Source organism: Microcystis sp. LEGE 08355 (assembly GCF_015207185.1).
GTDB classification, from domain to species: Bacteria; Cyanobacteriota; Cyanobacteriia; order Cyanobacteriales; family Microcystaceae; genus Microcystis; species Microcystis panniformis.
Genome location: NZ_JADEXI010000081.1, coordinates 1 through 12,383, shown reverse-complemented (window position 1 = coordinate 12,383; position 12,383 = coordinate 1). Strand labels below are relative to the sequence as shown.

The window sequence follows — 12,383 nt, the reverse complement described above, 5'->3', positions numbered from 1 at the left end:
CTATTTAGGCAAGAGAATTAAAAGAGGACTATTCAGAAGCTCGTCGGGTTATTTCTATGGAGCAGATATTAATGGTTCCTTAAATATTGGAAGAAAGGTAGTCGGAGAGGCCGCCTTTAGCGGGAATCCGATAGAGAGGTTCGTAGTTAACCCAGTACGGGTCAAAGCGTACAAAGCTAATTCTAGATGCAATATTTGCGTACAGAATTAGTAACTATTCGGATGTTAATCGAGAATCAATTGGCTTTTTCCCAAGCATCTCGATCGCTCAAAGATGAGGAAATACAACGCGCTCAACAACGGGGATTGACCTTAAAAGAGGTTCCCGTGGCTATCGATGGAATTGCGATCGCAGTTCATCCCGATTTACCGGTTTCCGGTCTAACAATTACCCAGTTAAAAGATATTTATACAGGAAAAATTAGCAATTGGCGGCAAGTGGGCGGGCCTAATTTAGCCATTATTCCCTATTCCCGACGCAAGGAAGATGGGGGAACCGTGGAATTTTTTATCGATCAGGTTTTAGAAAAAGCCGATTTTGGCAGCAACATTCAGTACGTTTATAGTACAACTCCCGCTCTCAGAAAAGTTTCCCAAAATCCGGGAGGAATTTACTATGCTTCTGCACCGGAAGTAGTTCCCCAGTGTGGAATTAAAACTTTACCCCTTGGTAAAAGCGAAAATAAATTAGTTGCCCCCTATCAAGAACCTTCGATCCCGTCTTCCCAATGTCCCCAGAAGCGTAATCAACTGAATGAATTAGCTTTTCAGCAAGCCATCCGCGCCCAATACCTGCGCCATAATTGCGTCAGATACTTTGCTTTGATCTAAGATTGAGTTAGCAATATCTAATTTGGAGTCTCAGGCAATGGAACCAATTTCTCTAATTCTCGCTGCGTTGGCTGCTGGTGCGGTTGCTGCTGCTAAGGATACGGCAGGAACAGCCGTTAAGGATGCTTATGAGGGTTTAAAAGCGTTGATTAAGAAGAAATTTGCAGAAAAAGGTAAAACAGATGATAGTGATATCGTCGATAAACATGAGAAAAAACCAGATTCAGAGGGGGTAAAAACACTGCTCAAAGAAGAGTTACTTGAAGCAAAAATTGATAGAGATGCAGAGGTTATTAAGACAGCAGAAGCATTACTTAAGCAATTAAAACCTGAAGAATTTGCCGCACGCAGGTAAGTATAATATTAATGTTGGTGGTGATATTAAGGGAATGGTGGGAGATGGTACTTTTAAGGGAATTGCAGGAGATATTAGTGGTGGAAATATTAGTCAGAATATTAATTAGTTGAGGATTATTTAGGAGGGAAATTTATGTCAATTACTGTTGAGGTAGAACTTAAAGATTTTCTAATTCAAATCAATCAAAAGTTAGATAATCTTCAAAAAGATGTTACTGATATTAAGATTGAACTTAGTGAAGTTAAAGGTGAAATTAAGCTTCTGGAGGAAAAAATTGATGGTGTCGAGAAGCGTCTGGAGGAAAAAATTGATGGTGTAGAGAAGCGTCTAGAGGAAAAAATTGATGGTGTCGAGAAGCGTCTGGAGGAAAAAATCGATGGTGTCGAGAAGCGTCTAGAGGGAAAAATTGATGGCGTGGAAAAGCGCTTAGAGAATCAAGAGTTTGTCAGTCGAGGGATTTTAGTCGCTTTAATTGTAACGATTTTAGGCGGTTTGGCTAAATTGTTTGGTTTAGTAGGAAGTCCTTAAAAATTGCTAATTCTAAAACTGCAATTTAAAGTTAACTTGAAAAGAATAATTTTGGGGTAGCAAAAATGACTGATAAAAGTTATTATTTAGAAATAGGAGGTGATGTTAAAGGTCTTAGCGGTGATGGTGAATTTAAGGGAATTGCGGGTGATATTAGTGGCGGTGTAATCAATCAATATATTATTACCCAAAAGTCAGGAGTTGAGATTCAGGCTCAAACTTTAATTACGGGTTCACCTTATTTGGGTTTAAGGAAGTTTGAAGTAGATGATAAGGATAGGTTTTTTGGGCGAGATAATTGGATTATTGAGTTAACCGATTATTTAAAGCAAAAGAATGTTTTATTGCTTTTAGGTGCGTCAGGAAGCGGTAAATCTTCTCTCGTGCAAGCGGGTTTAATTCCTAAGTTAAAGGATGATTTTGGCGCAAATAGATTGGTTAATTTAACTTTTGTTCCTGATGTTAATCCCTTTGAGTCTTTTTATGGTTGTCTTTTGGCAAATAGATATAAACAATACCAAGCGAAATTAGCACAAGCTGTTAAGGAAGAGACTTTAATTAATGTGGTTGAAGGATTAAAAAATAATTCTGATTTATGGTTTATTTTTATTGACCAATTTGAGGAGTTATTTACTCGTACACCGAAGACAGAAAGGGATATTTTTATTAAAAGTTTGATTAAATTAATTGAAAATAATGATAGTTTAGTTAAAATTGTGATGACGATGAGGGCGGATTTTTTAGATAAATTAAGTCCTTATCCCAGTTTAGGAAAAATCCATGATCAGTATAGCAAGATGTTAACGGATATGGATGAAAGTGAGTTAAGATTAGCTATTGCTGAACCGGCGGCGAGAAATGGGGTAATCTTTGAAAAGGGATTAATTAATCAAATTATTGCCGATTTTTATGAACAGGCCGGCTCTTTACCTCTGTTACAATATACATTAGATTTATTGTGGGAAAAAGATCATATTCAAGAGCGGATTTTAAATATTAAGACTTATCAAGAGATTGGTGGGGTAACGGGTGCGCTAGAAAAACAAGCGGATAAAATTTATAGTCAATTTGATGAACAGCAACGGAAAGCAGCAGAGGAAATTTTTCTAGAGTTAATTAGTTTAGAAGGGGAAAAAGCGGTTAGCAGAAGGGCGGATAAATCGAGTTTTGAACAGGAGGAAATGCAAAGAGAGGTTCTCTATCAATTAATAGATAATCGTCTTTTGGTGAGTAAGGGAGAAGACGGGAAAGCAACGGTTGAGGTGGCACATGAGGCGTTATTACGTTCTTGGAAAGTGTTACAGGATTTAATTCGAGAAAAAGAGGAGATAATTGTTCTGAGAAGTCGTTTATATGCTGATGCAAAACAGTGGGATGATTTACAGAAGCAAGATGCAGTAAAAGCGAGTAGTGAGCTTTGGGGAGGTTCTAAGTTGGCTAAAATTGTTGAGTTTCAAAAGAATAATTCTCTGCCTAATTTAGATCCTGTGGCGATAGAGTTTATTAAGGCGAGTATTAGTCAAGCTGAACGTCAAAAAAATGAAAAAATTAGAACAGCGCGAAGGATTGCGGCGGGTTCTTTGGTGGCGCTGGTGGTTAGTACGGGATTGGGTTTAATGGCTTGGCAAAAAACACAACAAGCGGAACTCAATCTGGCAAATGCTCGCGGGTTTTCTTCCTTGTCTTTGTTTGTTCAAGGAAAAGAATTAGATGCTTTCGTCTTAGCAATTAAAGCAGGAAAAACCCTGCAAAAGCAACACAAATATGACAAGGAGGTGATGAATACCTTACAAGCACTTCTCTACTGGAAAAGTGAACGCAATCGCTTAGAAGGGCATGATAGCCCTGTCCAAAGCGTTAATTTTAGTCCCGACGGCAAGACTTTGGTGAGCGGTAGTGAGGACAAGACTATCAAGCTCTGGAATGGGTCAACAGGCCAAGAAATCCGCACCCTCAAGGGGCATGATAAATGGGTCAATAGCGTTAATTTTAGTCCCGACGGCAAGACTTTGGTGAGCGGTAGTGAGGACAAGACTATCAAACTCTGGAATGTAGAAACAGGCCAAGAAATCCGCACCCTCAAGGGGCATAACTATGTCAATAGCGTTAATTTTAGTCCCGACGGCAAGACTTTGGTGAGCGGTAGTGATGATAACACTATCAAACTCTGGAATGAGTCAACAGGCCAAGAAATCCGCACCCTCAAGGGGCATGATAACTGGGTCACAAGCGTTAGTTTTAGTCCCGACGGCAAGACATTGGTGAGCGGTAGTTATGACAACACTATCAAACTCTGGGATGGGTCAACAGGCCAAGAAATCCGCACCCTCCATGGGCATGATAGCTTTGTCCGAAGCGTTAATTTTAGTCCCGACGGCAAGACTTTGGTGAGCGGTAGTGCTGACAAGACTATCAAACTCTGGAATCTTGGGACAGACTGGGGCTTAAGTGATTTAATGGAGCGTAGTTGCGATTGGGTGCGGGCTTATTTGCACAATCCTAATTCTGATGTCAGGGAGGAGGATAGGGGTTTGTGTGATGGGATTTGATCCCCCCCCTGCCCCCCTTAAAAAGGGGGGAGAATTTAGTATCTGGGGAAATTTATCTAAATTTCGTTAAAATTATGATAGAAGGAATCGATCAGAAAAATGATGAATGAAAACTACCCGCTACTTTGAAGAATAAGTCTTGGTCAAAAGACCCTATCTTAAGCGAGAATAGTGTCAACAGGCTATTCAGAATCCAGTTAGACGAGAAATAGAACCAAATGGACGCATTCGTCATTGGTTATACATTCCCGAATTAGGAAAATACTTGCGAGTTGTCACTCTAGATGATGGAGAAACCATTTATAACGCCTTCCCAGATCGTAACTTTAAGGAGTAAAAAATGAAATTTAGTTATTATCCTGAAACCGATTCTCTATACATTAGCCTATCAGAAAAAACAAGCACCGATTCTCAAGAAATCGCCCCTGATATTGTTTTAGATTTTGATAGCGAAGGAAAATTAGTTGGAATTGATATTGATCAAGCTAGTCAAATTGTTGATTTAACTCGTTTAGAAACTGAATCTTTCCCCCTTAATTCTGTTATTTTAGCTCAATCAAAATAGTCTATATTAGAATCAAATAGCCAAAGAGATAACAATGGCTAAAATCTCCATTTCTTTACCTGATGAACTGGTTAATTACCTAGACCAGAAAGTAGAAGATAAAAGCATTTTCATCGCCTCAATTTTACAACAATGGCGACAACAACAAGAAGCAGAAGAACTCGCCCAAGCTTTTTTAGCAGTAGATGAACTAGAATTAGGATGGACTGACGAATGGCAAACAGCAGCGATTATCAACTCGGAAGCATTATGGCTGAAGTAAAACTTAAATCCAAGCATCTAAACTCCTTAAAAAATTTATTGAAGACGCATTAACCGAAAGACTGCAAGAACTTCAAGAAGGAATTAAGCGCACCCAAGAACGAATAACTTTTTTTGAAAATAAGTATCAAATGCAGACACAAGAATTTCTCAGACGATTTGAAAACAATGAATTGCAGCATACCTTAGACTTTGATGAATGGATGGGAGAAGCTTGGATGCTAGAAGCTTTACTGCAAGACAAAGAAGAAATTGAGGAGATAGAATTTGTTGATTAATGACTATTTTCAAGAGATTAGACATCTCATTGAAGCTTGTCCAATAGTTCAATCTTATAACCTCATCACTGATAGTAGAAGTCTTTATGTAGGGTTTGCGGCAAAAAGTACGGGCGAAGCATTCGGATAGAAAATCTCTGGTTTCACCGATAGGTTATTGCCCGAATGCTTCGCCCCTACAGGACGCGGGCCGATAATAAAAGTTTATGCTTAGAAAATTAATTAGGGCTGGCTGAAAAAGTAGGGGCGAAGCATTCGGATAGAAAATCTCTGGTTTCACCGATAGGTTATTGCCCGAATGCTTCGCCCCTACAGGACGCGGGCCGATAATAAAAGTTTATGCTCAGAAAATTAATTAGGGCTGGCTGAAAAAGTAGGGGCGAAGCATTCGGATAGGAAATCTACGGTTTCAGCGATAGGTTATGCCCGAATGCTTCGCCCCGAAGATGCAAGGTTTTCAACCACGATTCTCTCAAAATCTTGCACCTGTTTCGCAAAATAAGCCCCTAAAACCCTTACCTCGTCTATATTTCACATTTATTCAGCAAGCCCTAATTACACTCTTTTAAAAAGTTTCTTTATTTCGACAGTAGCTGTCAGTATATCTCGTAATTGTAGCGTTTATAAATACCTAATCTTTACCAATTAACAAAGCGAGAAAGTATGAGCAACCCTTCTCGCTTGATTATAACTAAACCAACACCTCCACAGCAGGCGGAACTACTGCCGTCTCGGTCGTGGGATTTTCCCCTAGGTAAATTCCCAAAGAACGGGCCGTTTTGACGATAAAACCCTCAGGATCCACGGGATAGGCACAGCGATTCTCTTGATGACATTTTTTGATAATTTTGATCACCGGTTTCAGGGGCAAACTACGCACTTGTCCCCCGCGCCAAATCACCACGCGATCGAGTTTTCCCTGTTCGATTAATTCTACGGCCTTAATGCCGAAAGCCGTGGCTAACAGTCGATCCATGGCCAAAGGAGGACGACTTCTTTGCAGGTGTCCCAAAGACATGGCCCGCACATCCATGGAATTGAGATAACAGAAGACGGGATCGGTAACGCACAAAGAGCGAGTTTTGTCAACTATTAATTTTTCTAAATAATCGCCAATATACTTCTCTTTTTGGTTATCTTCGTTTTTAACTCCTTCAGAAATGACAATGAGAGCGAATTTACGACCTTGGGCGCGTAATTGTGCCAAATGATGACAACAACCGTCGATAATTGCGGGAGTGAGAGCCGGGGTTAATTCGGGAATAAAAATCGCATCGGCACCCCCAGCAATCCCCGCATGAAGGGCTAAATGACCGGCATCTCTACCCATCACCTGCACAATCATCACCCTTTCGTGACTAGCGGCGGTAAAGGTGAGATCATACAAAGCTTGAGTGACGATATCGACGGCAGTGGTAAAACCGACGGACCATTCCGTATAGGGAACATCATTATCGATGGTTTTGGGAACTGCGATAATATTCCAATTGCCCTTCTGGGCCAGATCATAGATGATATCGACGCTCCCATCGCCCCCGACGACGATCAGGGCATCTAATCCCAGCATTTCGTATCCTTGCAGGATTTTCGCAGCAATTTCTGGGTTTTCGGGATGTCCTTTACTCAAAGAACCCAAGACACTACCACTAAGAAACTGCAAAACGTCTAATCCTTTCAAGACTCCGGGTAGGTTATAGCCATGGTGAGTCAGGATCAAATCTTGGGGGTGATATTTCCCCTCGGCAATCTGCATAAAACCGTCGGTCCCGTAGGGAATGCCGTACACATCCCAACCCTTGAGTTTTGATGCTTTCACCACGGCACGAATTACCGCATTTAACCCCGGGCAATCGCCACCACTGGTCAGAATGCCGATTTTTTTCTTTTGATTCTCGTTCATAGTTATATCCTCCGGGATTTTTTTGTCAGTTATCAGTTATCAGTTACCAGTGATCAGATGTAAGTTTTCAGTTTTCAGTTAAGTAGCTGGTTATAATTAAATTAAAAATCGATTTTAGGTTCGATCCCCCCTGCCCCCCTTGATAAGGGGGGTGCCGATAGGCGGGGGGATCCCCCTTGATAAGGAGGGTGTCTGATAATTTTTAACGCCTACCTACTTAAGTTTTCAGTTCACTGATTACTGATTACTGATAACTGTTCACTGATCACTGAAAAAAGCTTCCCACTTTTATTTACTGGTGGTTTGAAAACGTTTCCAAACAGGTTCGTAACTTTGCAGAGCTTTCATATACTGTACCCGTTCAAAAGCAGTCGGATCCGGGCAATTCATTTGACTCATACTGCCAATTAACTGCTCGATCGATTCGTACTCATTTTCTTCCAACCAATGCAACAAACCCTGTTCGATCTTGGTAATTTCCTCCAAACCATGGCGTAATAAAACACTAACTAACATAGTCGCTTTTGCCCCCACCATCATCATTTTGATCACGTCGAGGGCGTTATGAATACCACTGGTAGCGGCGAAATCCGTCGGTACACGACCGTAAAGCATGGCAATCCAGCGCAGGGGTAAACGCATTGCTTGGGGATTACTGAGGATAATATTGGGGTGAACATCCAAGGTTTCTAAGTCGATATCCGGCTGATAGAAACGGTTAAATAATACCAACCCATCGGCCCCCGCTTCCGCTAATTGTTTAGCCATATTGGCCGTATTGCTAAAGTAGGGACTTAACTTCATCGAGACGGGAATTGATACCTCCGATTTGACAATTTTGAGGATATCAATATAGTTTTGTTCGACGTGATTTCCGGTTAATTCTAGGTCGTTGGGAACATAATAAACATTCAACTCCAAAGCATCAGCGCCCGCTTGTTGAATTTGAATGGCATACTCCAACCATCCCCCAGAGGTCTCACCGTTGAGACTGGCAATAATCGGAATATCGACCATTTCTTTGGCTTTGCGAATATGGTTGAGATATTCGTCGGAACCAACGTGAAAAACCTCCGGTTCGGGAAAATAAGTCAAAGCTTCCGCAAAACTCTCGGCTCCGTGGGTAAAATGATGGTGTAGAGCCAGTCTTTCCTGTTTAATCTGCTCCTCGAAAAAGGAGTGTAAAACCACGGCAGCGGCTCCAAAGTCTTCCATTCTCTTGATATTGTCGATATCCTCGCTCAAGGGTGCGGCCGCACCGATGACTAGCGGCGATCGCAATTGTAAACCCATGTAGGTAGTGTGTAGATTCATAACTATTCCTTGCTCCCTGTACCTTTTGCTGCTAAGTACTGATACATTTGCCAGCGCGTATCCACATCTGCTTGTGCTTCTTTGAGCAGACGTTTAGCTTCCTCCGGCTTACTGGTGGCCAACATCTTAAAGCGATTCTCCGAGTAGAGAGTTTGCGCTACGGTAAGCTTAGGCGCACGGCTGTCCAATTGCAGGGGATTTTTGCCTTCTTTAGCTAAATCGGGATGATAACGGTACATTAACCAGCGACCGCTTTCCACCACTTCTTTTTGATGGTTCATGGCGGTGGTCATGTTGATCCCGTGAGCAATACAGTGAGAATAGGCGATAATTAACGATGGCCCGTTGTAAGCTTCCGCTTCTAGGAAAGCTTTGATAGTTTGCTCGTTTTTTGCCCCCATAGCCACGCTGGCCACATAGACGTTACCGTAGGTCATGGCCATTAAACCGAGGTCTTTTTTCGGTCCCGGTTTGCCACCAGAAGCAAATTTAGCTACGGCGGCCCGAGGAGTAGCTTTCGAGGCCTGGCCACCCGTATTCGAGTAAACTTCCGTATCCATGACCAAAATATTCACATTGCGACCACTGGCTAAAACGTGATCTAAGCCACCATAACCGATGTCGTAGGCCCAACCGTCACCCCCGACAATCCAGACGCTTTTCTTGACCAGATAATCGGCCACGGATAACAACATTTTCACCTGCGTGGTCGGGGTTAATTGCCCTAAACGGGATTTTAAGGCCTCTACCCGTTGCCGTTGTTCGTAAATTTCCGCTTCATCCACTTGGTGACAATTGAGAATATCTGCCGCTAGACTTTCTCCGATTTCACTAGCGAGGGTTTGTAACAGTTCTGCGGCAAATTCTGCCTGTTTATCGATGGAAACTCGGAATCCCAAGCCAAATTCGGCATTATCTTCAAAGAGGGAATTCGACCAAGCTGGACCGCGACCTTCGGCGTTAACTGCCCAGGGCGTTGTCGGTAAATTACCTCCGTAGATAGATGAACAACCGGTGGCATTAGCCACTATCATGCGATCGCCAAATAGCTGACTGACTAATTTAACGTAGGGAGTCTCACCACAGCCGGCACAGGCACCAGAAAACTCAAAGAGAGGTTCCTGCATTTGCTGATGGTTAATTTTGTTGAGATTTAGGCTTAATCGGTCTGGATTAGGCAAATTAAGGAAGAAATCCCAGTTAACTCGTTCCTGTTCCCGCAGGGGCAATTGGGGAGCCATATTAATCGCTCTTAGACGCGGTTGCGATTTGTTTTTAGCGGGGCAAACATCAACGCAGAGACCGCAACCGGTACAATCTTCGGCGGCCACTTGGATGGTGAATTTTAGCCCTTTCCAGTCGTGATCCTTGGCATTAGCGACTTTAAAGGTTTCCGGGGCCGTGGCTAATTCGGCCTCATCATAGACTTTCGAGCGAATAACAGCGTGGGGACAAACGAGAACGCATTTACCGCACTGAACACAGACATCTGCATCCCAAACGGGGATTTCTTGGGCAATATTGCGTTTTTCCCATTGGCTAGTGGCGGTGGGATAGGTCCCATCGTTGGGAAGGGCGCTAACGGGCAATTCCTCCCCGTGACGGGCGATAATTTTGCCGAGGACTTCTCGGACGAAAGCGGGTGCAGTGTCGGGAATTGGGGGTCTTAATTCAAAAGCTTCAGGGGTGACAGTGGCGGGAATTGGCACTTGATAGAGGTGTTCTAGGGCAGAATCCACAGCCTTGATGTTCATCTGCACGATTTCTTCGCCTTTCTTGCCGTAGGTCTTGCGGATGGCTTTTTTGATTTGTGCGATCGCCTCTTCCCGCGACAAAACCCCCGCTAGGGCAAAGAAACACACCTGCATGACGGTATTAATCCGACTGCCCATCCCCGCTTCTTTGGCTACTTGAGTGGCATTAATTGTATAAACTTGCAGATTTTTGTCGATGATAGTTTGCTGGAGATGGCGGGGTAAGCGACTAAATACCTCCTCCGGTGGATAGGGACTATTGAGGAGAAAAATAGAGTTCGATTTAGCGGTTTCTAGCAGGTCAAATTGTTCGACAAATTCCCACTGATGACAGGCGATAAAGTTAGCATCAGTGATTAAATAGGTAGAGCGAATCGGCTCTGGTCCAAAGCGTAGGTGAGAAACGGTGACGGAGCCAGATTTTTTGGAATCATAGACGAAATAACCCTGGGCATAATTATCAGTATCTTCACCGATAATTTTAATTGAGTTTTTGTTAGCTCCCACCGTACCATCGGAACCTAAACCGTAGAAAACCGCCCGCACTACTTTGTCTGGTTCGGTGGAAAAACTGCGGTCATATTCCAGACTAGAAAAGGTAAGATCGTCAACGATACCAATAGTGAAGTGATTTTTGGGTTTGTCGAGACTTAAGTTATCAAATATACCAGCAACCATGGCCGGAGTAAATTCTTTGGAAGATAAACCGTAGCGTCCTCCCACAATTTTCGGCAGCTTACCTTCGTACTCTTCCATAAAGGCATTTACCACGTCTAAATATAGCGGATCGCCCCCGGCACCGGGTTCTTTACAGCGATCTAAAACGGCTATTTTTTTCACTGTGGTGGGCAAAGCTGCCAGTAATTTGTCGGCGGCAAAAGGACGATAAAGACGAACTTTTAAAACCCCCACTTTAGCCCCATTTTGATTGAGATAATCAACGGTTTCATGGACGGTTTCCCCTCCCGATCCCATGAGAATAATCACTCTTTCGGCATCGGGCGCACCGTGGTATTCATAAAGATGGTATTGCCGTCCTGTTAATTGGGCAAAACGATCCATAATTTTTTGAGCGATATCGGGACAAGCATGATAGAAAGGATTGACGCTTTCCCTTGCCTGGAAATAAACATCGGGATTTTGTGCCGTGCCTCGTAACACCGGTCGATCGGGAGTTAAAGCTCTTTGACGATGGGCAATAATTAGGTCTTCATCTATCAGTTCTTTGAGAATTTCATCGCTAATTAATTCGACTTTTTGCACCTCATGACTGGTACGAAAACCATCAAAAAAGTGCAGAAAAGGAAGCCGCGTTTCTAGGGTGGTAGCTGTGGCGATTGCTGCCAGATCATGAGCTTCTTGAACGGAATTAGCTGCTAACATAGCCCAACCCGTACTTCTGGCAGACATAACATCACTATGATCCCCAAAAATTGACAACCCTTGAGCTGCTAAAGCACGGGCCGCCACATGGACCACTGAAGAGGTTAATTCCCCCGCAATTTTGTAGAAGTTGGGGAGCATTAATAATAATCCCTGGGAGGAAGTGAAAGTGGTAGTTAAAGAGCCTGTTTGTAGCGCTCCGTGCAGGGTTCCCGCTGCCCCACCTTCGCTCTGCATTTCGATTACGGAAGGAATGGTTCCCCAGAGATTAGCCCTGCGTTCGGCGGCCCAACTATCGGACCATTCACCCATAGGCGAGGAGGGAGTGATAGGATAAATAGCGATTACTTCACTGAGACGATAGGCAACGCGTGCAACAGCTTCGTTACCATCTATTGTTGCATAGGTTTTTGTGGTCATGTGTTCCCCTTAGTTTTTACGATATTTGTCGGGATTTTAAGTTTTTTTACGGCTCAATTTCGCACTAAATATCCTCTCGTTTCCCTGACAACCGAAGGACTTTCTTGAGCGTCGCTTTTGACTCCCTATCTACTATTGGACGCTTACGGCAGACAGGCTTAAGTAGAGCGATTTTTCTGTCTCCACCTCGATCATTAGCCAGATTCTGGGCTTTCTAGCAATTCGTTATTTTTTCTTAATAC

General features: G+C 43.0%; 8 protein-coding genes and 3 pseudogenes. 8 read left to right on the top strand and 3 right to left on the bottom strand.

Annotation, left to right across the window (positions count from 1 at the left end):
• The 8 genes and pseudogenes from IQ242_RS27025 to IQ242_RS06270 all read left to right on the top strand — a co-directional run.
• A pseudogene (locus IQ242_RS27025) lies at positions 1-211 on the top strand (RNA-guided endonuclease TnpB family protein); the annotation flags it as partial.
• 5 nt (positions 212-216) lie between these two features.
• Positions 217-774 (top strand): annotated as a pseudogene (locus tag IQ242_RS06300) (substrate-binding domain-containing protein); the annotation flags it as partial.
• 94 nt (positions 775-868) lie between these two features.
• Positions 869-1,295 (top strand): annotated as a pseudogene (locus IQ242_RS06295) (hypothetical protein).
• A gap of 26 nt (positions 1,296-1,321) precedes the next feature.
• Positions 1,322-1,717, top strand: a complete 396-nt coding sequence (locus tag IQ242_RS06290) for a hypothetical protein (protein WP_193959390.1) — start codon at positions 1,322-1,324, stop codon at positions 1,715-1,717.
• 65 nt (positions 1,718-1,782) lie between these two features.
• Positions 1,783-4,266, top strand: coding sequence for a WD40 repeat domain-containing protein (locus IQ242_RS06285; RefSeq protein WP_193959389.1), 2,484 nt, complete (start codon positions 1,783-1,785; stop codon positions 4,264-4,266).
• 340 nt (positions 4,267-4,606) lie between these two features.
• Positions 4,607-4,831, top strand: a complete 225-nt coding sequence (locus IQ242_RS06280) for a DUF2283 domain-containing protein (RefSeq protein WP_002742721.1) — start codon at positions 4,607-4,609, stop codon at positions 4,829-4,831.
• Between the two features lie 34 nt (positions 4,832-4,865).
• Positions 4,866-5,093, top strand: a complete 228-nt coding sequence (locus tag IQ242_RS06275) for a hypothetical protein (RefSeq protein WP_052277900.1) — start codon at positions 4,866-4,868, stop codon at positions 5,091-5,093.
• A gap of 130 nt (positions 5,094-5,223) precedes the next feature.
• Positions 5,224-5,370, top strand: coding sequence for a hypothetical protein (locus IQ242_RS06270; RefSeq protein ID WP_004161760.1), 147 nt, complete (start codon positions 5,224-5,226; stop codon positions 5,368-5,370).
• Positions 5,371-6,061: 691 nt separating this feature from the next.
• On the opposite strand, the gene IQ242_RS06265 is transcribed toward IQ242_RS06270, so the two are convergent.
• From IQ242_RS06265 to nifJ, 3 genes are all read right to left on the bottom strand, one after another.
• Entirely contained in the window at positions 6,062-7,270 is a 1,209-nt protein-coding gene (locus IQ242_RS06265) for an ATP-dependent 6-phosphofructokinase (RefSeq protein WP_193959388.1), read from the bottom strand.
• 288 nt (positions 7,271-7,558) lie between these two features.
• Positions 7,559-8,584 carry a dihydroorotate dehydrogenase-like protein gene (locus IQ242_RS06260; RefSeq protein ID WP_193959387.1) on the bottom strand — a complete coding sequence of 342 codons (1,026 nt, stop codon included), beginning with the start codon at positions 8,582-8,584 and terminating at the stop codon, positions 7,559-7,561.
• Between the two features lie 2 nt (positions 8,585-8,586).
• Positions 8,587-12,141: a pyruvate:ferredoxin (flavodoxin) oxidoreductase gene (gene nifJ, locus IQ242_RS06255; protein WP_193959386.1), complete on the bottom strand. Its 3,555-nt coding sequence runs from the start codon at positions 12,139-12,141 to the stop codon at positions 8,587-8,589.
• Positions 12,142-12,383: the final 242 nt, after the last annotated feature.